The sequence below is a fragment of the Sphingomonas flavescens genome (assembly GCF_030866745.1).
Classification (GTDB): Bacteria; Pseudomonadota; Alphaproteobacteria; order Sphingomonadales; family Sphingomonadaceae; genus Sphingomicrobium; species Sphingomicrobium flavescens.
The window spans coordinates 1,050,646-1,074,302 of sequence record NZ_CP133016.1; the positions used below are offsets into that span (position 1 = coordinate 1,050,646).

The 23,657-nt window shown below is 63.9% G+C and carries 13 protein-coding genes; 6 read left to right on the forward strand and 7 right to left on the reverse strand.

Features of this window, described 5'->3' with window-relative positions; all coding sequences use genetic code 11:
• Positions 1 to 51: 51 nt before the first annotated feature.
• Positions 52 to 2,616: a hypothetical protein gene (locus QU596_RS05380; protein ID WP_308517627.1), complete on the reverse strand. Its 2,565-nt coding sequence runs from the start codon at positions 2,614 to 2,616 to the stop codon at positions 52 to 54.
• A 368-nt stretch (positions 2,617 to 2,984) separates the two neighbouring features.
• On the opposite strand from QU596_RS05380, the gene rpoB reads away from it, so the two are divergent.
• The 3 genes from rpoB (at position 2,985) to QU596_RS05395 (ending at position 12,298) form a co-directional block, all read left to right on the forward strand.
• The gene (rpoB, locus tag QU596_RS05385; protein ID WP_308517628.1) at positions 2,985 to 7,157 is read left to right on the forward strand and encodes a DNA-directed RNA polymerase subunit beta; all 4,173 of its coding nucleotides are present in this window, start codon (positions 2,985 to 2,987) and stop codon (positions 7,155 to 7,157) included.
• Positions 7,158 to 7,209: 52 nt separating this feature from the next.
• Positions 7,210 to 11,481 (forward strand): DNA-directed RNA polymerase subunit beta', encoded by a 4,272-nt coding sequence (rpoC, locus tag QU596_RS05390; protein ID WP_308517630.1) that lies wholly within the window; start codon positions 7,210 to 7,212, stop codon positions 11,479 to 11,481.
• A 118-nt stretch (positions 11,482 to 11,599) separates the two neighbouring features.
• Positions 11,600 to 12,298, forward strand: coding sequence for a hypothetical protein (locus tag QU596_RS05395; RefSeq protein ID WP_308517631.1), 699 nt, complete (start codon positions 11,600 to 11,602; stop codon positions 12,296 to 12,298).
• A 277-nt stretch (positions 12,299 to 12,575) separates the two neighbouring features.
• Here the strand turns inward: QU596_RS05395 and QU596_RS05400 are convergent, their stop codons facing one another.
• A complete protein-coding gene (locus tag QU596_RS05400) occupies positions 12,576 to 12,716 on the reverse strand; it encodes an entericidin EcnA/B family protein (protein ID WP_308517632.1) in 141 nt (46 codons plus the stop codon).
• Between the two features lie 136 nt (positions 12,717 to 12,852).
• On the opposite strand from QU596_RS05400, the gene QU596_RS05405 reads away from it, so the two are divergent.
• A complete protein-coding gene (locus QU596_RS05405) occupies positions 12,853 to 14,064 on the forward strand; it encodes a S41 family peptidase (RefSeq protein ID WP_308517633.1) in 1,212 nt (403 codons plus the stop codon).
• Here the strand turns inward: QU596_RS05405 and QU596_RS05410 are convergent.
• Positions 14,042 to 14,836 (reverse strand): thymidylate synthase, encoded by a 795-nt coding sequence (locus tag QU596_RS05410; RefSeq protein ID WP_308517634.1) that lies wholly within the window; start codon positions 14,834 to 14,836, stop codon positions 14,042 to 14,044. The genes QU596_RS05405 and QU596_RS05410 overlap by 23 nt on opposite strands.
• Before the next feature lie 127 nt (positions 14,837 to 14,963).
• On the opposite strand from QU596_RS05410, the gene QU596_RS05415 reads away from it, so the two are divergent.
• Positions 14,964 to 15,368, forward strand: coding sequence for a JAB domain-containing protein (locus QU596_RS05415; RefSeq protein WP_308517635.1), 405 nt, complete (start codon positions 14,964 to 14,966; stop codon positions 15,366 to 15,368).
• Here QU596_RS05415 and QU596_RS05420 read toward each other — a convergent pair whose 3' ends face one another.
• Genes QU596_RS05420 through QU596_RS05435 form a run of 4 tightly spaced genes read right to left on the reverse strand, consistent with a single transcriptional unit; the run spans position 15,369 to position 20,709 of the window.
• Positions 15,369 to 16,064, reverse strand: coding sequence for a class I SAM-dependent methyltransferase (locus tag QU596_RS05420; protein ID WP_308517636.1), 696 nt, complete (start codon positions 16,062 to 16,064; stop codon positions 15,369 to 15,371).
• Positions 16,054 to 17,181, reverse strand: a complete 1,128-nt coding sequence (gene prfB / locus QU596_RS05425; RefSeq protein ID WP_308517637.1) for a peptide chain release factor 2 — start codon at positions 17,179 to 17,181, stop codon at positions 16,054 to 16,056. The genes QU596_RS05420 and prfB overlap by 11 nt, the downstream gene beginning before the upstream one ends.
• A 37-nt stretch (positions 17,182 to 17,218) precedes the next feature.
• Positions 17,219 to 19,843, reverse strand: a complete 2,625-nt coding sequence (locus QU596_RS05430) for a penicillin-binding protein 1A (protein ID WP_308517638.1) — start codon at positions 19,841 to 19,843, stop codon at positions 17,219 to 17,221.
• A 44-nt stretch (positions 19,844 to 19,887) separates the two neighbouring features.
• A complete protein-coding gene (locus QU596_RS05435) occupies positions 19,888 to 20,709 on the reverse strand; it encodes an N-acetylmuramoyl-L-alanine amidase family protein (RefSeq protein ID WP_308517639.1) in 822 nt (273 codons plus the stop codon).
• A 455-nt stretch (positions 20,710 to 21,164) separates the two neighbouring features.
• Between QU596_RS05435 and QU596_RS05440 the strand changes: the two genes are divergently transcribed.
• On the forward strand, positions 21,165 to 23,642 hold the full coding sequence (locus QU596_RS05440) for an Rne/Rng family ribonuclease (RefSeq protein WP_308517640.1): 2,478 nt from the start codon (positions 21,165 to 21,167) through the stop codon (positions 23,640 to 23,642).
• Positions 23,643 to 23,657 lie beyond the last annotated feature (15 nt).

A 23,657-nucleotide genomic window follows, 5' to 3' on the forward strand; every position in this document is an offset into this window, starting at 1 on the left:
GCTTTGCGCGCAGGGCGTCAACGCGAGCGTGAGAACAGCGTTAAAGGATCGTTAATTCGTCGTGGCGCTTCCGTCCGCGATCGTCTCGCGCCGCTCGCGCGCCAACTCCGCATTTAGGCTGGCGCGCAAAGCTTCGAAACGAGATTGCCCGCGGAGCGATCGAAAGGCCGGCTCATCGCCAATGTCGGGCAGCGACGAGTCATCCATGTCGGAGACATAGTCCCAGCCAAGGCCGCGTGCTTTTTCCAACGCGGACAATGCCAAATGAGCCTTGCCCTGCATTGCCCATGTGCCGGCGGCAGCGGCCAGGAAGCGAGCCGGTACCTGACCTCCGCTCTGGCGCTGGGCAAAAGCAATCTCCCGATCCAGACGGCTGAGCAGACGATCCGCCTCTTGCTCGCGGCCGACGCTGCGAAGGGCCGCCGCAACGACGGGGCCGTCTTCGAAAAAGCGGGAGCTCATCTTGGGCGCGGAGGATGAGATTTGCAGGACGCCGCCATGGTCATACTCGGCCGCCACCTCCCGCGCGCGTCCGGCGTTGATGAGTTGCTTGGCCGCTCGACCAACGAAGCCGAGATCTCGCCAGGAGTAGGCAATATTCCGGTTGCGCTTCTGGAAGTCGCCACCGCTGGGAAGACTGCCGGTCATGATGGTCACGTAGGGATCAGTCCAGGCGGGCGGCAGCTTCTCCCCCGCCTGCCGGCGAAGCGCGTAAGACGCGTCGAACAACCTTAGCTGCTCAAGCAGCATGCCGCGGCGCCAATCCAGCGACGCCCGGCGGCCGGCATCGGAGGCGACGTTGCGAGCGAGGCGATACTCCTTGGCAGCTTCGGACAGGTCGCCCCTCGCCCGTGCAAAGATCGCCCGGATTTCGTGCGCCTGCGCAGCGCTACCGTCGCTTTCCACCTGCCGAACGATCGCGCGAGCCTCATCCTGGTAACCCATGCTCCAGGTCGCCATCACCAGATATTCGTGCGACCGGGTGAACAGGGGGTCGATTGCAAAGGATCGACGATAGGCATCCAGCATCGGCCTGAAATTGGCCTGCTCCGCGTACACATTCCCGAGCCAATATTGATATTCGGCGTTGTTGGGATCGAGCTCCGCGGCCCGTTTAATATGCTGCCCGCCGACCGGATCGTCGAAGCCGCGGATCATGCCGAGCACGCCGTGCGCTTCCGCAAGATCGGGAGCGAGTTCGAGCGCCCGCTGGGCATGGGCGGTGGCCTGCCGGAGGGCCGCTACCGCATTCGGGGAATTGTCGCCGGGATACTCCGCCTGTGCGAGGCTCGACCAGCCAGGAGCGAAGTTGGGATCCAGCTTCACCGCGCGTTCGAGAAGGGTACGGGCCCGAACCCAGGCTTCAGGGTTACGCTCCCGGATCAGTCCACGGGCGGTCAGGTACAGGCTGTAAACCTGGCCATTGGTCGCCAAGGCGCCCGTCGGGATCCGATTGCTGACGAGCCTCTGTGTCAGCGCCTTGGCGACATTGGCACCGATCCGATATTGGATCGCGAGGATGTCATCCAAAGTGCCGTCGAAGGCCTCCGACCAAAACTGCATTCCATCAGACGTCTTCGTCAGAGCGACATTAACGCGGACTCGGTCGCCGACCGACCGAACGCTTCCCTCGAGGACGTAGCCGACATGAAGCCGGCGGCCGATCTGACGAAGATCGGCGTTCTGGGCTCGCAATTGTGCCGCGGACGCCCTGCCCGCAACCCGCAATCCCTGCTGGCGCGCAAGCTGGGAGGTAATCTCTTCGGAGAGTCCCTTGGCGAACGAGCTGTTCTCCGCTGCAACACCGGTGAACGGCAGCACTGCCACCGTTGGCACCCCGCCATCACCGCGCGGGCGCATGATCCAAAGTCCCAGGGCAACTGCCACAAGGCATGCGAAAGCGACGGCGACGATCGGCCATCGCCGCGACAATCGGCTGGATTGTACCACCGCTTGAGGAGCTGATGGCATCGGCGGTGCTGACGGTGACGTGGCAACCAGGCTCTCTGCTGCTGGATCGAACTCGCACCGTCGGGCGTGAAGCGCCCGGGCCGCGCGCACCTGACCTTGCGAAAGCGCCGCGGCCGAGGCGTCCGCGATCAGGGTGATAAGTGCGTCGGTCTGCCGCGCTCGTTCCAGCAAAAGCCAGTCGTCAAAAGCCTCATCGAGGCCTTCGAGGTTTGCGAACAAACGCTCGTCCCTTTCAGGAATCAACGCCGAAAGCTCTGCGTAATCGCCGGCTTCGAAAGCCTGGCGCAGGCGATCGATATCGGTCGAGATTGACCACGACCGCAGCAACAAGTGGTCGCGTTCAACGACGATCGCCGCGCGATCCGGGCCCGATAACGGCTTTAATTCGAGGATCGCCTGGCGCAGGCTGGCGCGGGCCTGCTCCTCCCCCCGGTCACCCCACAACAGCCCGGTCAGGCGCTCCCGGCTCACCGGCTTTCCAGGATGAAATGCGAGATAGGCGAGCAATGCTCGCGCCTTTCGTCCGCGAGGCTTCAAATCGAATTCCGACGCAGGGTCGGTCAGGCCAAAGTCACCCCAGCAGCGCAGGTGCGCGCACGGCCCCGCCGTGGCTTCGCTGACCCTGGTTTGCCCCCAAGCAGTCATCCGCGCCCCTTCGCGCACCTCATACAACAAGAGGACGCCCAGAAATATACGGATGTTAATGATTTGGGCCGGGTTATCTGACGTTCTGTCGAGAGGGGCCGCCCCTGAAGAATTACTGCGCGTACCCCTTCACAAGCGCGGAAATAGGATTATATCGGCCCAATCCAACAAATAGACGGCTCCGCCGCACGGTGACGTGCGCCTCGGGGCTTTTCCCGTCCTCTCCGGGACAGGGTCCGAAACGGCGCACGGACCGAACGCATTGGAGAGGGTAGCGGGGCAGCGCTCCAACATTCATCCCGGCCGCGGCCGGGAATCTCGGTGGGGGCGCGCACTTCGTGCGTCTTCGCCACAGCGCAGGGAAGCACATGGCCACCAAAGCGATCGACGCGCCTCGCAAGACTTCGAGCGGGCTCCAGACCAAGCAGCGGCGTATCCGCAAGATCTTCGGCAACATCCACGAAATCTCGGAAATGCCGAACCTTATCGAGGTTCAGCGGGAAAGCTACGAGCAATTCCTGCGCTCGAACCCGGCGATCGGTTACGTCTCCGGTCTCGAGAAGACCCTCCGTTCGGTGTTCCCGATTGTCGATTTCGCCGGCACTGCCCACCTCGACTTCGACCATTACGAGCTCGAGCCGCCGAAGTACGACACCGACGAGTGCCGCCAGCGCGGGCTGACCTATGCCGCGCCGATGCGCGTCACGCTGCGCCTGACCACCTTTGAGATCGATCCGGAGACCGAGGCCAAGTCGGTGATCGATATCAAGGAGCAGGACGTCTACATGGGCGACATGCCGCTCATGACGCAGAACGGCACCTTCATCATCAATGGTACCGAGCGCGTGATCGTCAGCCAAATGCACCGCTCGCCGGGCGTGCTGTTCGACCACGATCGCGGCAAGACCCACGCCAGCGGCAAGTTCCTGTTTGCTGCGCGCGTCATTCCCTACCGCGGCAGCTGGCTCGACTTCGAGTTCGACGCCAAGGACATCGTCAACGTCCGTATCGACCGCAAGCGCAAGCTGCCGGTCACAGCGCTGCTGCACGCGCTGGGCATGACGAGCGAGGAAATCCTCAACACCTTCTACAACCGCGTCAGCTATGTGCGCGGCAAGAACGGCTGGCAAATCCCCTACTCTGCCGAAGCATGGCGCGGCCAGAAGCCGAACCACGACGTGGTCGACGCCGACACTGGCGAAGTCACCTTCAAGGCGAACGAGAAGATCACGCCGCGCCGCGCCAACCAGGCGGCCAAGGACGGTCTCAAGAACCTGATCATCCCGACCGAGGAAATCTTCGGCCGCTATTCGGCCTACGACCTCATCAACGAGAAGACCGGCGAGATCTACATCGAGGCTGGCGACGAGGTCAGCGAAGAAAACCTCGAGAAGCTCGACAAGGCGGGCGTCAAGCAGCTCGAGCTGCTCGACATCGATTTCGTCAACACGGGCCCGTGGATCCGCAACACGCTGAAGGCGGACAAGAGCGAAGACGGCGACAGCGCGCTGGCCGACATCTATCGCGTCATGCGCCCCGGCGAGCCGCCGACGCGCGAGACCGCGGATGCGCTCTTCTACGGCCTGTTCTTCGATCCGGAGCGCTACGACCTGTCGGCCGTGGGACGCGTCAAGCTCAACATGCGCCTGGGCCTCGACGTCGAGGACACCGTCACGACGCTCCGCAAGGAAGACATCCTCGCGGTCGTGCAGGAGCTGGTGAACCTCAAGGACGGCAAGGGCGATATCGACGATATCGACAACCTGGCCAACCGCCGCGTTCGCTCGGTCGGTGAGCTGCTGGAGAACCAGTACCGCGTCGGCCTCCTTCGCATGGAGCGTGCGGTCAAGGAGCGCATGAGCAGCGTCGACGTGTCGACGGTCATGCCGAACGACCTCATCAACGCGAAGCCGGCGGTGGCCGCGGTCCGCGAATTCTTCGGCAGCTCGCAGCTGTCGCAGTTCATGGACCAGACCAACCCGCTGTCGGAAGTGACGCACAAGCGCCGTGTCTCGGCCCTCGGGCCGGGCGGTCTCACCCGTGAACGCGCGGGCTTCGAGGTCCGCGACGTCCACCCAACGCACTATGGCCGTATCTGCCCGATCGAGACGCCGGAAGGCCCGAACATCGGTCTGATCAACAGCCTCGCGTCGTTCAGCCGCGTCAACAAGTATGGCTTCATCGAGACGCCGTACCGCAAGGTCGTCGACAACAAGGTGACCGACGAGGTCGTTTACCTGTCGGCGATGGAAGAGGCGAAGCACACGATCGCTCAGGCCAACGCCGAGATCAACGCCGACGGCACCTTCGCCGAGGACATCATCTCAGCCCGCCGCGCGGGCGAATTTCTGATCGCCCCGCGCGAACAGATCACCCTGATGGACGTCAGCCCCAAGCAGCTGGTCTCGGTCGCCGCGTCGCTCATTCCGTTCCTGGAAAACGATGACGCCAACCGCGCGCTGATGGGTTCGAACATGCAGCGGCAGGCGGTCCCCCTCCTCCGTGCCGAGGCGCCGCTGGTCGGCACCGGCATGGAAGAGACCGTCGCCCGTGACTCGGGCGCCGCCATCGCGGCCCGCCGCTCGGGCATCGTCGACCAGGTCGACGCGGCGCGTATCGTCGTTCGCGCGACGGGCGAGCTGAAGCCGGGTGAATCGGGCGTCGACATCTATACGCTGATGAAGTTCCAGCGTTCGAACCAGAACACCTGCATCAACCAGCGTCCGCTGGTGAAGGTCGGTGCATCGGTCGAGGCCGGCGAGATCATCGCGGACGGTCCGTCGACCGAGTTCGGCGAACTGGCGCTCGGCCGGAACGTGCTCGTCGCGTTCATGCCGTGGAACGGCTACAACTATGAGGACTCGATCCTGATCTCCGAGCGGATCGTGAAGGACGACGTCTTCACCTCGATCCACATCGAAGAGTTCGAGGTCATGGCCCGCGACACCAAGCTCGGGCCGGAAGACATCACCCGCGACATTCCGAACGTCGGCGAGGAAGCGCTTCGCAATCTCGACGAGGCGGGCATCGTCTACATCGGTGCCGAGGTCGAGCCGGGCGACATCCTGGTCGGTAAGATCACGCCGAAGGGCGAAAGCCCGATGACGCCGGAAGAGAAGCTCCTCCGCGCCATCTTCGGTGAAAAAGCGTCGGACGTGCGCGACACGTCGCTGCGCCTGCCGCCGGGCGTTGCGGGCACGATCGTCGAGGTTCGCGTGTTCAACCGCCACGGCATCGACATCGATGACCGTACGCGGGCGATCCAGACCGAAGAAAAGGAGCGGCTGAAGAAGGACGCCGACGACGAACGCGGCATCCTCAACCGCGCCACCTTCTCGCGCCTCAAGGAGATGCTGCTTGGTCAGGTCGCCACGGCCGCGCCGAAGAGCATCAAGAAGGGCTCGACCGTGGACGACGCGGCGCTGGAAGGCACCGACCGTCACGAATGGTGGAAGATCGCCGTCAAGGACGATCAGCGCCAGGCCGACATCGAAGCGCTGAAGGCGCAGTATGACGAAGCCAGCAACGTCATCACCCGCCGCTTCGAAGACCGTGTCGAGAAGCTGGAGCGTGGCGACGAACTGCCGCCGGGCGTGCTGAAGATGGTCAAGGTCTTCGTCGCGGTGAAGCGCAAGCTGCAGCCGGGCGACAAGATGGCTGGCCGTCACGGCAACAAGGGCGTCATCAGCCGCATCCTGCCGATCGAGGACATGCCGTTCCTCGAGGACGGGACGCATGCCGATATCGTGCTGAACCCGCTGGGCGTGCCGTCGCGCATGAACGTCGGGCAGATCTTTGAAACGCACCTTGGCTGGGCTTCGCGCGGCCTGGGTCGCCAGATCGAAGAGATGCTGGAAGGCATGCACGACCGCGGCAAGGATGTTGCCGGCAAGGACGTGAAGGCCATCCGCGAGAAGTTGAAGGACGTCTACGGCGACGGTTACGTCAAGGACATCGACAGCCGCGACGACGATCAGGTGATGGAGCTCGCTTCTAACCTGACGGCAGGCGTTCCGATGGGCACTCCGGTGTTCGACGGCGCGCGTGAGCCGGACGTCAGCGCCATGCTGGAGAAGGCCGGGCTGGATACGTCGGGACAGGTCACGCTGTATGACGGCCGCACCGGCATGCCGTTCGACCGTAAGGTGACCGTCGGCTACATCTACATGTTGAAACTGCACCACCTCGTCGACGACAAGATCCACGCGCGGTCCATCGGCCCGTACAGCCTCGTCACCCAGCAGCCGCTGGGCGGCAAGGCGCAGTTCGGCGGACAGCGCTTCGGCGAAATGGAAGTGTGGGCGCTGCAGGCTTACGGCGCGGCCTACACCCTCCAGGAAATGCTGACGGTGAAGTCGGACGACGTGATCGGCCGGACCAAGGTTTACGAGGCGATCGTCAAGGGCGACGACACGTTCGAAGCCGGCATTCCGGAGAGCTTCAACGTGCTCGTCAAGGAAATGCGCTCGCTCGGCCTCAACGTCGAACTCGAGAGCATTGCCGACGAGGACGACGCGCCGACCGCGATTGCCGCCGAGTAACTGAACACATCACCCAACCCCTCCCCGGCGCGGGAGGGGTCAGGAGCAAGACATGAACGAACTGACCAACTTCGCGAACCCGGTGGCCAAGCCGGAGACCTTCGACGAGATCAAGATCGGCATTGCTTCGCCGGACAAGATCCGCAGCTGGTCCTTCGGCGAGATCAAGAAGCCGGAAACGATCAACTACCGCACGTTCAAGCCCGAGCGTGACGGCCTGTTCTGCGCGCGCATCTTCGGCCCGATCAAGGACTATGAGTGCCTGTGCGGCAAGTACAAGCGCATGAAGTACAAGGGCATCGTGTGCGAAAAGTGCGGCGTCGAGGTCACCGTCTCGAAGGTCCGCCGTGAGCGCATGGGCCACATCGAGCTGGCCGCGCCGGTCGCGCACATCTGGTTCCTGAAGTCGCTGCCGAGCCGCATCGGCCTACTGCTCGACATGCAGCTCAAGCAGCTCGAGCGCGTGCTCTATTTCGAGAGCTATGTCGTGATCGAGCCGGGCCTGACAGCGCTTGAGAAGTATCAGCTGCTGACCGAGGACGAGCTCCTCTCGGCGCAGGATGAATATGGCGAAGACGCCTTCTCCGCCGGCATTGGCGCGGAAGCGGTCAAGACCATGCTGATGGACCTCGACCTTGAAGGCGAGCGCAAGGCGCTGCTCGAGGAACTGGCCGTCACCAAGTCCGAGCTGAAGCCCAAGAAGATCATCAAGCGCCTCAAGGTCGTCGAGAGCTTCCTGGAATCCGGCAACCGCCCGGAATGGATGATCCTGGACGTCGTTCCGGTCATCCCGCCTGAGCTTCGCCCGCTGGTGCCGCTCGACGGCGGCCGTTTCGCGACGTCGGATCTCAACGATCTCTATCGCCGCGTGATCAACCGTAACAACCGCCTCAAGCGGCTCATGGAGCTGCGCGCGCCGGACATCATCGTCCGCAACGAAAAGCGCATGCTTCAGGAAGCCGTCGACGCCTTGTTCGACAACGGCCGCCGCGGCCGCACGATCACCGGCGCCAACAAGCGTCCGCTGAAGTCGCTCAGCGACATGCTGAAGGGCAAGCAGGGCCGCTTCCGTCAGAACCTGCTCGGCAAGCGCGTCGACTATTCTGGCCGTTCGGTCATCGTGACCGGTCCCGAGCTCAAGCTGCATCAGTGCGGCCTGCCCAAGAAGATGGCGCTCGAGCTGTTCAAGCCGTTCATCTACTCGCGCCTCGACGCCAAGGGCCTCAGCATGACGCTGAAGCAGGCGAAGAAGTGGGTCGAGAAAGAGCGCAAGGAAGTCTGGGACATCCTCGACGAGGTGATCCGCGAGCATCCGGTGCTGCTGAACCGCGCGCCGACGCTCCACCGCCTCGGTATCCAAGCGTTCGAGCCGGTGCTGATCGAAGGCAAGGCGATCCAGCTTCACCCGCTGGTCTGCGCCGCGTTCAACGCGGACTTCGACGGCGACCAGATGGCCGTTCACGTCCCGCTGAGCCTCGAGGCGCAGCTGGAAGCGCGCGTCCTGATGATGTCGACCAACAACATCCTGTCGCCCGCGAACGGTAAGCCGATCATCGTTCCGTCGCAGGACATGGTGCTGGGCCTCTACTACCTCAGCCTCGAGAAGGAGGATGAGCCGGGCCAGGGCATGCTGCTCAGCGACATGACCGAGGTTCACCAGGCCCTGTCGGCCGGTGCCGTCACGCTTCACACCAAGATTGTCAGCCGCGTCCCGCAGACGGACGAGGAAGGCAATAGCTACATGAAGCGCTTCGAGACGACCGCGGGCCGCATGCTGCTCGGCGAGACCCTGCCGAAGAGCCACAAGGTGCCGTTCGAGACGGTCAACCGCGTCCTGACCAAGAAGGAGATCGGCGACGTCATCGACACCGTCTATCGCCACACCGGTCAGAAGGAGACGGTGCTGTTCGCCGACGCGATCATGCAGCTCGGCTTCCGCCACGCGTTCGCGGCCGGCATTTCCTTCGGCAAGGACGACATGGTCATCCCGGCTGCCAAGGAAAATCTGGTCGAGGAAACCCGCACGCTCGTGAAGGACTACGAGCAGCAGTACCAGGACGGCCTGATCACCCAGCAGGAAAAGTACAACAAGGTGATCGACGCCTGGTCGCGTTGCGGTGACCAGGTCGCGACCGCCATGATGAAGGAAATCTCGTCGACCCCGAAGCGTCCGGACGGACGTCAGGCGGACCTCAATTCCATCTACATGATGGCGCATTCTGGTGCCCGCGGCTCGCAGGCGCAGATCAAGCAGCTCGCCGGCATGCGCGGCCTCATGGCCAAGCCGTCGGGTGAGATCATCGAAACGCCGATCATCTCGAACTTCAAAGAAGGCCTGACCGTCCTTGAGTACTTCAACTCGACCCACGGCGCCCGCAAGGGCCTGGCGGACACGGCGCTCAAGACGGCGAACTCGGGGTACCTGACCCGCCGTCTCGTCGACGTGTCGCAGGACGCGGTGATCATCGAGGAAGATTGCGGTACCGACCAGGCGCTCGAAATGCGCGCCATCGTCCAGGGCGGCGCGGTCATCGCCTCGCTTGGCGACCGCGTGCTGGGCCGCACCACGGCCGAAGACGTGGTGGATGCCAAGACGGGCGACGTGATCATCGCCGAGGGCACGCTCCTCGACGAAGCCATGGTCGCGCAGATCGAGGCGATCGGCCTGCAGGGCGTTAAGATCCGCTCACCGCTGGTCTGCGCGTCGAAGCAGGGCGTCTGCGGCAAGTGCTACGGGCGTGACCTCGCCCGCGGTACGCCGGTCAACATCGGTGAAGCGGTCGGCGTCATCGCCGCCCAGTCGATCGGTGAGCCGGGCACGCAGTTGACGATGCGGACCTTCCACATCGGCGGCGCGGCGCAGCTCAACGAGCAGTCGAATCTCGAATCGCCGGTCGACGGCACGATCGAGTTCCGTGACATGCCGACGATCACCGACCCGCGCGGACGGCACATCTCGCTGTCGCGTTCGGGAGAGATCGCGATCCTCGACATGGACGGCCGCGAGCTCTCGACGCATCGCGTTCCATACGGCGCCCACCTGCTCTGCGACAGCGGCCACATCGTGAGCCGTGGCGACCGCATCGCGGAATGGGATCCGTCGTTCAGCCCGGTCATCACCGAGAAGGCGGGTACGGTTAAGTATCAGGACCTGATCGAGAACCGCACGATGAGCGAGCAGGTCGACGAATCGACCGGCATCGCCCAGCGCGTGGTCACCGACGACAACGCCAAGTCGAAGAAGGAAGCGCTTCAGCCGCGGCTGACGCTCACCGGCGACAAGGCGGCCGAAGCGGGCGTCTATCGCCTGGCGCCGGGTGCGATCGTCGCGGTCGAGGACGGCCAGCAGGTCGAAGCCGGCGAAGTGCTGGCGCGTATGCCGCGGGAAGCCGCGCGTACGCGTGACATCACCGGCGGTCTGCCGCGCGTTGCCGAGCTCTTCGAGGCCCGCAAGCCGAAGGAGAATGCGATCATCGCGAAGGCGTCCGGCAAGGTCACCTTCATGCGCGATTACAAGGCCAAGCGTAAGATCGCGATCGTGCCCGACGACGGGTCGGATCCGGTCGAATATCTGGTGCCGAAGTCGAAGATGATCGAGGTCCAGGAAGGCGATTATGTGAAGCGCGGCGACAACCTCGTCGGCGGTTCACCCGATCCGCACGACATCCTGGAAGTCCTCGGCGTGGTCGCCCTGGCCGAATATCTCGTCAGCGAGATCCAGGAGGTCTATCGACTGCAGGGCGTGAAGATCAACGACAAGCACATCGAGGTGATCGTTCGCCAGATGCTGCAGAAGGTCGAGATCACCGACGGCGGCGACACCACGCTGCTGGCCGGCGAGCAGGTCGATCGTGCAGAAATGGACGAGACCAACGCCAAGCTCGAGAAGAAGCAGAAGAAGGCGGAAGGCAAGCCCGTCCTGCTCGGCATCACCAAGGCGTCGCTGCAGACCCGCAGCTTCATCTCGGCGGCGTCGTTCCAGGAGACCACCCGCGTCCTCACCGAGGCGGCGGTCCAGGGCAAGGTCGACACGCTCGAAGGCCTGAAGGAGAACGTCATCGTCGGCCGCCTGATCCCGGCGGGCACGGGCGCAGGCATGAACCGCCTGCGCGTCGCGGCCTCATCGCGCGATACGGCCCTGCGCGCGGCCCAGCGCCGCATGCAGGAGGCGCTGATCGCGCCGGACTCGGCCGAGGAAGAGCACCAGGCGGAACTGGCCCGGTCGGCGCGTGACAGCGCCGGCACCGGTCCGGACCCGCTCGCCGAGGTCGTCCCCAGCGGCCATGGCACGGATGCTGACGCTGGCGATTATCTGAAGGACTAAGGTCCGTTCAACGAACAAAGAGACCCCGCCGGAGCAATCCAGCGGGGTCTTTTTTCCGTTCAGAATACCGACAGGCGGACCCAACAATACCGGACCCGTAACGAGAGAGGGGTTCGGCATGTTGAAGCTCGCACGTGTGACGGTATGTTCATTGGCTGCGTCGTTGGGCGCATGCGCAATCGCTCCGATCGCCGTTCCACCCGAGCTCGCGCAGGCTGAACGGTTGGACATAACAGGCATGGGCTTCGGTGAACGCGGACGTTTGGCCGTCGGCGCATCGTCGGGGACGTTCTACAGGCACTCGCTTGAAAACCGGCGGCGAGACTTCGGCGCACGTGGACGTATCACATCTTACGCTGGCGATAGTGGGTTCGACGTGCAGGGACCGGATTTCGCCGGATCGGTCACGGCGTCCTGCACTCATTTCGAGCAGGAAGTCGGCACCCGGAATTTCAGCGTCACGACCGAACCCTTTAGCTACCGCTGCCGTTTCATGCGGAACGGCGCCAATCCGTCAGGGGAGTTGCTGCTCCACTCGGCCCCGCGTGCGGTCGGACCGCTGCTGGCGGAGACGCGGATCGGGCGGATGTCGCTCGGCGGTAATCACATTGCGATCGAGCCGATCCACAATTCACCTGGGTTGAAGGTCTCGACTAGCGAACCCCTGGGCTACCGCTTTTTTTCGGGCGGCCGGGTCATCGGCGCAGTGGACCTGAACGGCGAGCGTAAAACGATTTATGCGCCTCGAACCAATCAGGATGAGCGGCAGGCTGTGTTGATTGCCAGTCTCGCCCTTTCGGTCCTGTGGAGAGCCTGATCCGTCACAAACAAGAAAAACCCCGCCGGATCGCTCCGGCGGGGTTTCCTTTTGTGTTTCGTGACCGGCTTAGCAGCGGCCGCCGTGCATCGCATTTTCCGTGCAAGACGCTGCGGAATTCACATCGGCCGCCGCACCGCGAACGGTGTTGCATGCCGTAACCGCCAACGCTGCGCCGATCAGTACGATCGCAGCCAACTTCTGAACCATTGTCGCTCCTCCCTTAGTGTTTCGGAGCCCCAATGAATCATCGATGGGCTGTCTGTCTACTGAACGATCAGCAATTGCGTCCGTTGACCGCATTTTCGGTGCAATTTGCGACCGAATTGACGTCGCGCGCAGCGCCACGAACAGTGTTGCAGGCAGCGAGCGCGAGCGCGGTGCCGATGAGAACGACAGTCGTCACTTTCTGGAACATGGTTGGTCCTCTCTTGGTCTGACGGCAAAGGTAACGCTGCGCTTCCGAAACGGCTCCATGGTCTGCAGGATTAGGTGTGGCGCGCGGCGCACGCTGGCGCCTTGCGCCTTGATCGACGCGAGTGTATTATTTGACTATGACACCTAAATTTCTTGCTGCAGCTCTCCTTACAGCCGGCACTAGCTTCGCATGCCCGGCCGAGGCCGCGACCATCGATCGCGCGGCTTGGAATTCAGACTATGCCCGGCTGAAGGTCGCGCTCGCCCAAAATTACGCAAACATGGACTGGCAAGTTGAGCGTCGTGGGATCAATCTTCAGCGGGCCGACAAATTCATCGCCGCCGCCCTCGACGCCGCCAATGACGACACTGCGGCCACGCTAACCATGGTGAAGCTTGTCGCAGCGTTCGACGATCCGCACCTTGAACTCCGTGCCGGAGCTCCGCCGGAATCTGCAACGCTGGTACCTCGATCGAGCTCGGCGGACGGACCCGCGCCCCTGCCCGTTGGCTGCGGCAAATCCAGCTATGTCGACGGGCCAGCTACAACCAAACTTCCATATCCGGCGTCGCCTCGCTGGGCTTCGGTCAGCGAAGGACCGTTTCAGGCGGGCCTTCTGGACGATATTGGCATCATCCGCATTCCGGCTTTCGGCGAGGATCGATACAAGTCGGCGTGCGACGCGGTCGCTCGCCCCGGCCTGCAGGGACGGGAATTGCAGTTGGCCACACGTGCCGAACTCAACCGACGTCTCACCAAGCTCATCACCGTTCTCCGGGCGCGGGGAATGAAACGGCTTGTGATCGACCTCAGCGGCAACGGCGGCGGGAGCGAGTGGAGCAGCGAGGCGATCACGCTTTTCACTCCGGGCAAGCTTCATCGGCAGCTGCCACGGCTGGCAGCGCCGTCTTGCGACCGGAGTGGAATATGGCGCGGCGAGAAAGCGCCCTGCTCGATCTACTCGACGCCGGCAGAAACGGAAACGGTGGTCGCGCGGGCCGCCGCATGGACGGGTCCTCTGGCAATCATCGGCGACCGCCGCACAGCCTCCGCTGCTGAAGAGTTCATCACCTGGGCCCGCGATAACGGTCGCGCGGTCTATGGCGGCGAACGCACCGCCGGCGCGGGTTGCGGCTATGTCGATGGCGGCGCGGCTTTCCAGTTCAGCGCAGTGCCAATGCACCTGATGATCCCGAACTGCAGCCGCTACACTCGCGACGGCGTCAATGAAATCGAAGGCCAAAAACCTGACCTCGCCATCGACTGGTCCACAACGGCTCCGGAGGCGATCCCAACCGCATTGAACGCGCTTTTCGCGCTTGGCGCTAAACAGCCACTGGTGCGCTGATATGCGGGTGCGGGTCGTAGGCTTCGAATACGAAGTCCTCGGGCTCGTAGTCGAAGAGACCCTGTCCGCGATCCTTGATCACCAGTTGCGGCAGCGGCCGTGGCTCGCGGCCGAGCTGGAGCCGGGTCTGGTCGAGATGATTCGAATAGAGGTGGCAGTCGCCGCCGGTCCAAACGAAGATGCCGGGTTCAAGCCCGCATTCGCGAGCCAGCATATGCGTCAACAATGCGTATGACGCGATGTTGAAAGGGACGCCAAGGAACACGTCCGCGCTGCGTTGATAGAGCTGCAGATTCAGCCGTCCGGCCGCGACCTGCGTCTGAAACAGGCAGTGGCAAGGCGCGAGCGCCATCTGCGACAGCTCGCCGGGATTCCAGGCAGTGACGATCTGACGGCGCGAGTAAGGATCACGACGGATCAAATCGACAAGGTTTGCGATCTGGTCGACGTGGCCACCGTCCGCGGTACGCCAGTCGCGCCACTGCTTGCCGTAGACCGGTCCGAGATCGCCGTTCTCGTCCGCCCATTCGTCCCAGATGCTAACCTTCCGGTCGTTGAGCCAGCGCGTGTTCGTGTCGCCGCGCAGGAACCACAGCAGTTCAACAATGATCGACCGCAGATGCAGCTTTTTGGTCGTCAGCAGCGGGAATCCCTTGGCAAGGTCGAAGCGCATCTGTGCACCGAACACCGACAAGGTGCCGGTACCGGTGCGGTCCTGCTGCTCGACGCCTTCGTCGAGAATCCGCTGCATTAGATCGAGATATTGCTGCATGTCGCACACCCTAATGGCGCAGATGCCCGGCTCCAAGCGGGAAGCTCTGACACGGGATGGTTTTAATATCCTCCGTTATCGACCGGGTTCCGGTGGCGCCCTTCGCCTCGTCCTCTAATCTTGAGGAATGCGGTATCAGCGTGCCGAACTCCCGCTCAAACTCGACGGGCTTGCCGCGGCCCGTACATTCTTCTCCGACTGTCTCGCCGAAGCCGATCAGCGTCGGGAGACTTTGTGGGTGGCCCATGTCGACGGGCAGTCGCGGTGTCTCCACCTTGCCGCTTATCCCGGTGAGCAAACGGGAGGGGATTTTCCGCTGCGCGAGATCGTGATCGATGTGGCCGAGCATGGCAGCGAGGGTCTCGTCCTCGCCCACAACCACCCGAGCGGCGACGCCCGGCCCAGCGACAATGACAAGCGTGCCACACGCCGCCTCGCGATGGCTGCGGATGCGCTGGATTGCACCGTCCTGGACCACCTCATCTTCGCCGGTGACGAATGCGTCAGCCTCCGCCGGATGGGGTTGCTTTAACTAGCTTGTCGCCTTGCAAGGCTTGATTTGCTCCGGCCTTGGTCGCGGACCGGCAATCCGGAATGCCGCGAAGTAAACGTCGCCGCCGCTCAACATACTGAACTTCACCGGTTGCAGGCCGAGCGCGCCAAGCTCGCAACGCAATTGCTGCGGGGGCATGCCATGCTGCTTAACCGCGCGGTTGGAATCCACCACCACGATCAGTCCGTCAGGCTTCACGGCCTCGCGCAGATGCCAGAGGAAAGCGTAGGGCTGCTCCACCTCGTGATACATGTGGACGAGGAAGACGCGATCGAAGGAATTGGCCGGCAACATCGGGTCGTTGGCCGAACCCAATTTGACGGCAACATTGTCGAGCCGCTCACGCTGAATACGTTCGCCGAGTTCATCGCGCACTTCGGGGACGATGTCCTCCGCCAGCACCCGGCCCCTCGCGCCGACGACCTTGGCCAAGCGGACCGTATAATAACCCTTGCCCGCTCCGACGTCCGCGACAGACATGCCGGGCTTGATCCCGGCCAGCTCCATCACCTCTTCGGCCTCCCCGACGCGGTCGCGGGCATCTTCAGTCGAGAAAGTGTCGCCGACAATCGGCGCCACGTCGCGCTGAGCGCTGGGGAACTTCGGTTCGGACGGCTGGGCGCGGCAGCCGGCAAGGCTGACCAGCGTCGCGAGGGCGTAAGCCCTACTCCACATCCTCGACCTCAACGGTCTCGCCAGTCACCCGCTGGGACAGAGCGGCAGCCATGAAACGATCGAGGTCGCCGTCCAGCACATCGCCCGGCGCCGTTGAGGTGACGCCCGTCCGCAGGTCCTTCACGAGCTGATACGGCTGCAACACGTAGGAACGAATCTGGTGGCCCCAGCCGATGTCTGTCTTGGCCGCGTTGGCAGCGTTCGCCTCGGCTTCGCGCTTCTGCAACTCTGCCTCGTAAAGCCGCGCCTTGAGCTGCTTGAAGGCGGACGCACGATTCTTGTGCTGCGACCGCTCATTCTGGCAGGCGACAACGATGCCGGTGGGGATATGCGTGATGCGCACCGCGCTGTCGGTCGTGTTGACGTGCTGCCCGCCCGCGCCCGACGCGCGATACGTGTCGATGCGCAGCTCAGCCTCGTTGATCTGAATGTCGATGTCGTCGTCGACCTCGGGATAGACCCAGACGCTCGAAAAGCTGGTGTGGCGCCGCGCATTGGCGTCGTAGGGGCTGATGCGGACGAGGCGGTGAACACCGCTTTCGACCTTGAGGTTGCCGTAGGCATTCTCGCCTTTGACCAGCAGGGTCGCCGACTTGATCCCCGCCTGCTCGCCGGAGTGATGGTCGATCAGCTCAACCTTCATCTTGTGACGCTCGCCCCAGCGCGAATACATGCGCTGGAGCATTTCCGCCCAATCCTGGCTTTCGGTGCCCCCTGCCCCGGCATTGATCTCGACATAGGCGTTGTTGGCGTCGGCTTCGCCCGCCAGAAGCGCGGCGACCTTGTCACGGTCCGCTCGCTCGGCCAGCTCAGCGAGGCTGCGAATCCCGTCGTCGACCAGCGCCTGGTCGCCCTCGGCTTCCGCGAGCTCGATGAGCTCCACCGTGTCCGCTAGCTCGCGCTCAAGGGTTTGGGTCGCGCCGATCGCATCTTCCAGCCGTCGCCGCTCACGCATCACCTCCTGCGCAGCCTTGGGATCGTCCCACAGGGTCGAATCCTCGACGCGCGCATTTAGCTCATCGAGCCGCTTCAGCGCGCGGTCCCAGTCGAGGAAACGGCGCAGCAACGAGGTCGCGGCATTGATCTGATCGATATGGGCCTGCGCTTCGGCGCGCATCGTTCGAACTTTCTTCGGTAAGGTTCGTGGCGGCTTATTAAAGCGCGTTCGTGGTTGGCAAGCCCGCGCCCGGTTGGCTGGCAACCGGCGCCGGCTGCGACGCCAGCGGGTTGGCTCGGGGCTGCTGGCGCTGCTGTTGCTGTTCTTTCAGCCGCTCGAGCTGTTGCTCCTGCCAAGCTTTCAACGCCTCTTCACGTTGCGCGCTATTGTAAGGATCGCCAATCGAGCTGCGATAACTGCGCTGCTGCTCGGTCTGCGGCTGGAATGCTTCCCAGATGACCGACGACTTGGGGTCCACCGATGTCGGGAAGGTGCCGTAAACCGGCTTCCCAGTAGCCCGGTCGATCCGGACCCAGCGGATGCCGGCCGGCGCCACGAAGGGCGTCTTCGGCTGATTCTTCAGCGCCGTCTGCGCCCATTGCTTGAAGATCGGCGCTGCAATGCGTCCGCCCTGCGCATAGCCGCCCATCGAGCGGGGTTGATCGTAGCCCATGTACACGCCCGCAACGATGTCTGGCGTGCCGCCGACGAACCAGACGTTGGTCGGGCCCGACGTCGTGCCGGTCTTGCCGAATAGCGGCCGGTCGAGATCGCGAAGCACCGTCGCGGTACCGCGCTGAACGACGCCTTCCATGATGTGCACCATCTGGAAGGCAGCCATCGGGTCCAGGACCTGCCGCGTGCGGCTCGGCGGGCGCGGCATCGCCTGGCCGTTCCAGTCGGCAGCGTTGCAGTTGCCCATGACTTCGCAGCGATTGTCGTTGCGATAGATGACCTTGCCGTTCCGATCCTGGACGTAATCGATGAACGAGGACTTCACTGACCGGCCCTGGTTCGCCAGCTGCGCGTAGGCATTGACCATTCGCTGTACGGTCGTCTCGCCCGCACCGATGGCGATCGACAGATAATTGGGGAAGTCACCGACGCCGAGATCATGCGCTGTCTTGAGGATCTTGGGCATGCCCGTTTCAGCGGCGACCCGGATGGTCATCAGGTTGCGCGACTGCTCCACGCCCCAGCGCATCGTGTGGGGGCCGGCATAGCTGCGGTCGAAGTTGACGAAGCACTTCTGCCCAAGGCCGGCGCCCTGCCACACGCAATATGGGGCATCGACGACGATCGAGGCGGGCGTGAAGCCATTCTCCAGCGCGGTGACGTAGACGATCGGCTTGAACGACGAACCCGGCTGCCGGAGCGCCTGGGTGGTCCGGTTGTAGCTGGAGCCGACAACGTCGAAGCCGCCCTGCATCGCCAGCACTCGGCCGGTGTGAACCTCCTGCGCCAGGAAGCCGCCGGAAATCTCGGGGATCGACCGCAGCGCATAGTTGCTGCCGCCGATCTGCTTGACGATGATGACCTTACCCGGCGCCAGGAAGTCGAACGCGCGACCGCCTTCACCCCTTTTGGGCATCGATGCATCAGATGCGCTGACGGTGCCGGTCGAGCCATTGGCAAAGCCGATCGTGGCGGCCCCATCGCCTTTCTGCAGGACCACGGCCTTGCGCCAATCGGGATAGCCGACCCCGACCGCCGTCCGGTCGAGCTGACCAGCCCAATCGCCATCGGCATCGACCTTGAGCCCCGTGTCGCGCCAGCCGCGGCCGCCATCGAACCGGGTAAGGCCATCGCGCATGGCCTGGGCAGCCGCGTCCTGCATTTCGGGATTCATCGAACTGCGAACCCAGAGTCCGCCGGCGTAAAGGCTGTTCGCGCCGTCCTTCGAATCCTGACCGAAACGCCGGATCAGCTCGCGGCGGACTTCTTCCATGAAGTATCCGCCCTGCTGCCGGAATTTTTCGCTGCTTCCGTAGCGAATCGTGCCCAGCGGCGTTGCCGCCGCTTCCTTCCACTGCGCCTCGGTGATGTAGCCGTTGCGCGACATTTCCCGCAGCACGTAGTTGCGGCGGTCGAGCGCCTTCTGGGTTGCGCGCACCGGATCGTAATTCGCCGGCGCCTTGGGCAGCACGGCCAGGTAGGCCGCTTCCGGCAAAGTCAGCTCCGACACGTCCTTGTCGAAATAGGCGCGCGACGCGGCCTGCACGCCATAGGCGTTGCGCCCGAGGAAGATGGAGTTGAAGTAAAGTTCCAGAATCTGCTGCTTGGTCAGCGTCGATTCCAACCGGAAGGCAAGGATGGCCTCGCGTGCCTTGCGGCCAACATTGTAGCTCGAGTCCTGCAGCAGATATTTTGCGACCTGCTGCGTGATGGTCGACCCGCCGCGCGCGCGGCCGCCGCCCACCACGCTCTTGATCGAATAGTCTGCCACCGCGCCGATCAGGCCGGGAATGTCGATCCCATGATGCTCGAAGAAGCCCTTGTCCTCGGCCGAGATGAACGCGTGGACGACCAGCGGCGGATATTCGTCGAATGACAGTTCAACCCGGCGTTCCCGCGCGAATGTCTGCACTGGCATGCCGTCGTACCCGCGGATGTTGGTGGGCAGCGGAGGCTGATAGGCCAACAGCGTCTTTGACGAGGGCAAGCCGCTCGCGAAATAGATCCACATCGCCGCGAACAGGGCAAACATTCCTGCGGCCGCCCAACCCAGCCAGCGAACCCAGCGCCGTTCCCACCAAGGGTCGACGACCGCGTGCACACGGTTGTTGAATGCCACGAGGTCGGGCAGAGGCAGGGCAGGGACGTTGAGGCGCTCGAACTTCATGTTCGACTGCCGTCTAGCGGGTTCGGATGGACGCGGGAAGTTGCTTAGCGACGCGCGTGCGCCGCAACGTCGGCTTCGATCGCCTGCGCCAGCGCCAGGACCATCTTGGCGCGCTGCGCCGGCTCGCGCAGCATCAGCTCGTCGTCGGCGTTACTGAGGTAGCCCGCTTCGAACAGCACTGCCGGGGTGTCAGCGCGCCGAAGCACGTGGAAAGCCGCGAAACGATGCGGATTTGGACGCAGCTCCACCCGGCCCGCCGCCTTGTTGACCAGTCGGGCCGCGAGGTCGGCCGAGGCGGTCATCTGCGTGCGCATCGCGAGGTCAGCGAGCATGGCATCGATTGCGCTCGCCCCGCCACTGCCGCCGCCGGAAGCATTTTCGCGGGCGGCAAGCCGTGCCGCCTCGGCATCCGACGCAACATCGGACAAGGAGTAAACGCTTGCGCCGCGCGCCAGCGGGTTCGGCGCACTGTCGACATGAAGGGACAGGAACATCGCCGCGTTAAGCCGCCGCGCGACCGCAGCGCGATCTTCCAGTGTAAGGTAGCGGTCGTCGTCGCGCGTCATCGCAACCCGCACCCGCCCCCGTTTCACAAGTTCGTCGCGCAAGGCCTGCGCAAGGACCAGTGTAAGCTCCTTTTCGCGGATCTGGCCCGATACGCTGCCCGCCCCTGGGTCGCGCCCGCCATGCCCGGCATCGATGATGACGATCGGACGCCCTTTAGCGCTCGGCCCGGCGTAAATGCGGTCGTTGACGGGAGGCGGGACGTTGACAGTCAAACTGGCCTGCGCGGCGGCGTCGCTGCTGCGGCTGGCCAACGCGAAGATACCGCCCGCGAGCAACAGCGCCACGGCGGTGATCGCCATGCCCACCCTGTTACGCGCTTGCACTTCCAAACCCATCGAAACCGGCCGACCCCTGAATGTCTGACCTGTATCACGCCATATGGTTAATGCGAAATTGCTGAACCCCGTCGTTCACACGGGAATTAGCCGGGTGCGCCAGTTGCAGGGGCATAGCGGGGATGCTACCGCAGATGCCTGATCCGGCAACCGCCGGGGATTGTTACGCAGGCCCGGTCAGTGCGATGCACCGCGGTCTTACCAGGTTGAAGCTCGAATGACGCCACAGAACGCCCATCGTCCGCTCCGTTTGGAAGCGGCCGGCGCGTTCCCCGCACACGGTTGCGGGATGGCCCATCGAGCAGAGGCGCTTACCCATAATCTCGCCTTCGCCCATCCCAATTCGATTGGGCTCAAGGCCATCACAATCGCGCGCCGCAGCGCTACTTCGCTGCCCACGCGCGCCCGGAGAAAATTCAATGTCCATGCGCATGCTGATCGATGCGCGCCACCCGGAAGAGACCCGGGTCGCGGTCGTCAAGGGAAACCGGATCGAGGAGTTTGACTTCGAATCCGCTGAGCACAAGCAGCTCAAAGGCAATATCTATCTCGCCAAGGTAACCAGGGTCGAACCGTCGCTTCAGGCGGCGTTCGTCGACTATGGCGGAAACCGCCACGGCTTCCTCGCCTTCAGCGAAATCCACCCCGATTATTATCAGATTCCGAAGGCGGACCGCGAAGCCTTGCTCCGCGAGGAAGCCGAGCATGCCGCCGAGGAAGAGCGGCTGCGGTCGGCCGAGCTCGATCATGACGATGACGATCATGAAGACTATGCCGAAGAGTCTGAGGCGCACGACGATGTCGCCGAAGAAGCTGAGGGTGAGGAGAACGGGCACGCACCGGAAGAGACCGGCACGGGCTCCAACCGCTCGCCAGTCGATGAATCGGCTGCCGATGAGCTTCGCCGCAAGCGGCAGAACCTTCGCCGCCGCTACAAGATCCAGGACGTCATCCAGCGCCGCCAAGTGCTGCTCGTCCAGGTCGTCAAGGAAGAGCGCGGCAACAAGGGCGCGGCCCTTACCACCTATTTGTCGCTGGCCGGCCGCTATTGCGTGCTGATGCCCAACACCAGCCACGGTGGCGGCATCTCGCGCAAGATCTCCAACGGCGCCGACCGCAAGCGGCTGAAGCAGGTCATGTCCGACCTCAACCTGCCGAAATCGATGGGGCTGATCGTCCGCACCGCCGGCCTCTCGCGAACCAAGGTCGAGATCAAGCGCGACTTCGATTACCTCGCCCGCCTGTGGGACGAGATCCGCGAGCGCACGCTCGGGAGCACCGCGCCAGCGCTCATCTATCGCGACAGCGACCTCATCAAGCGCGCCATCCGCGACCTCTATCACCGCGAGATCGACGAAGTCTGCGTCGAGGGTGAAGAAGGCTATAAGGCGGCCCGCGGCTTCATGAAGCTGCTGATGCCGAGCCACGTGAAGCGCGTCTCGCTGCACACCGACACCACCCCGCTCTTCCAGCGCTCGGGTGTCGAGGACCAGCTCTCGGCGATGTACCAGCCGATCGTGCAGCTGAAGTCGGGCGGCTATCTCGTCATCAACCCGACCGAAGCCTTGGTCTCGATCGACATCAACTCGGGCCGTTCGACGCGCGAGCACAATATCGAGCAGACCGCGACCAACACCAATCTCGAAGCCGCGCAGGAAATTGCGCGGCAGCTCCGGCTGCGCGACATGGCGGGCCTGATCGTCATCGACTTCATCGACATGGAACAGAACAGCCATGTCCGGAAGGTCGAGAAGGCGATGAAGGAGGCGCTGAAGAACGACCGCGCCCGCATCCAGGTCGGCCGCATCTCCAGCTTCGGCCTGATGGAAATGAGCCGCCAGCGCCTGCGCACCGGCGTTCTCGAAGCCTCGACCAAGCCCTGCCCGCATTGCGAAGGCACTGGCCTAATGCGGACTGCCGCATCGGCTGGCCTGTCGGCGCTGCGGATCATCGAGGACGAAGCTGCGCGCGGACGCGGTGAGCGTATCCTGCTTCGCGCGGGCCGCGAGGCTGCCGTTTACGTCCTCAACAAGAAACGCTCGGAGCTTGCTGACATCGAGCGCCGCTATGGCGTGACGATCGAGATCGTCATCGACGAGACCTTCGAGGGCGCGCGCATGGCCGTCGAAAGTTCAGGCCCGCGCCCGGTTGCCGCGCCGCGGCCGCCGGCTGCGCCGATTGAGGACGATAGCGACGTAGAGGACGATGTCGCCGACGACGAGATCGACGAGGAAGACGCCGAGGAAAGCCGCGAACGTGAAGGCGAAGGCGACCGCCAGGGTCGCAAGCGCCGCCGACGCCGTCGCGGTGGCCGGGGCCGTTCGCGCCGCGAGGGCGGCGAGCAGGATCAGCAGCACGGCGAACCCGAAGAAGCTGGGGAAGCGATCGCGTTGGAAGCCGCCGAGGAGCCGGCGGAGGCCGAAGCGGTCACCGAAACCGAGGACGAAGAAGGTCGCGGCGACCAGCGTCGCTCCCGCCGTCGTCGTCGCGGTGGACGCGGCGGTGCTCGCGCTGAAACTGACGAGGCAAGTGTCGAGCCCGATAGCTCTCCCATGATCGAAACGCCGGTCGAAGACGAAGCGCCGATTGCCGAGACTGAAGCTGTTGAAGAGGCGAAGCCTGCACCGAAGCGCCGCAGTCGCAAGAAAGCGGTCACCGAAGCCGAGGTCGCCGTCACGGAGCCGGCTCCGGCCGAGGCGCCGCCAGCGGAAACCGCTGAAGACGCCGCACCGCCTGCCAAGCCTGCGCGCAAACGCCGGACCAAGAAGGCCGACGCGGAAGTCGCTGCAGCGGCAGAAGCGGCCGATGCAGTCCCCGTCCCTGCGGCCAACAACGACACCGCCGAGGAACCCGCGGCCGAGCCTCGCCGCGGTTGGTGGCAGAAGACCTTCGGCTGAGGTGCACTCACCGCA

What these genes read in the sequence shown, in the direction of transcription:
- QU596_RS05380 (WP_308517627.1), bottom strand. Translation starts at nt 2,616, where the DNA reads ATGACTGCTTGGGGGCAAACCAGGGTCAGCGAAGCCACGGCGGGGCCG.
- rpoB (WP_308517628.1), top strand. Translation starts at nt 2,985, where the DNA reads ATGGCCACCAAAGCGATCGACGCGCCTCGCAAGACTTCGAGCGGGCTC.
- rpoC (WP_308517630.1), top strand. Translation starts at nt 7,210, where the DNA reads ATGAACGAACTGACCAACTTCGCGAACCCGGTGGCCAAGCCGGAGACC.
- QU596_RS05395 (WP_308517631.1), top strand. Translation starts at nt 11,600, where the DNA reads ATGTTGAAGCTCGCACGTGTGACGGTATGTTCATTGGCTGCGTCGTTG.
- QU596_RS05400 (WP_308517632.1), bottom strand. Translation starts at nt 12,716, where the DNA reads ATGTTCCAGAAAGTGACGACTGTCGTTCTCATCGGCACCGCGCTCGCG.
- QU596_RS05405 (WP_308517633.1), top strand. Translation starts at nt 12,853, where the DNA reads ATGACACCTAAATTTCTTGCTGCAGCTCTCCTTACAGCCGGCACTAGC.
- QU596_RS05410 (WP_308517634.1), bottom strand. Translation starts at nt 14,836, where the DNA reads ATGCAGCAATATCTCGATCTAATGCAGCGGATTCTCGACGAAGGCGTC.
- QU596_RS05415 (WP_308517635.1), top strand. Translation starts at nt 14,964, where the DNA reads ATGCGGTATCAGCGTGCCGAACTCCCGCTCAAACTCGACGGGCTTGCC.
- QU596_RS05420 (WP_308517636.1), bottom strand. Translation starts at nt 16,064, where the DNA reads ATGTGGAGTAGGGCTTACGCCCTCGCGACGCTGGTCAGCCTTGCCGGC.
- prfB (WP_308517637.1), bottom strand. Translation starts at nt 17,181, where the DNA reads ATGCGCGCCGAAGCGCAGGCCCATATCGATCAGATCAATGCCGCGACC.
- QU596_RS05430 (WP_308517638.1), bottom strand. Translation starts at nt 19,843, where the DNA reads ATGAAGTTCGAGCGCCTCAACGTCCCTGCCCTGCCTCTGCCCGACCTC.
- QU596_RS05435 (WP_308517639.1), bottom strand. Translation starts at nt 20,709, where the DNA reads ATGGCGATCACCGCCGTGGCGCTGTTGCTCGCGGGCGGTATCTTCGCG.
- QU596_RS05440 (WP_308517640.1), top strand. Translation starts at nt 21,165, where the DNA reads ATGTCCATGCGCATGCTGATCGATGCGCGCCACCCGGAAGAGACCCGG.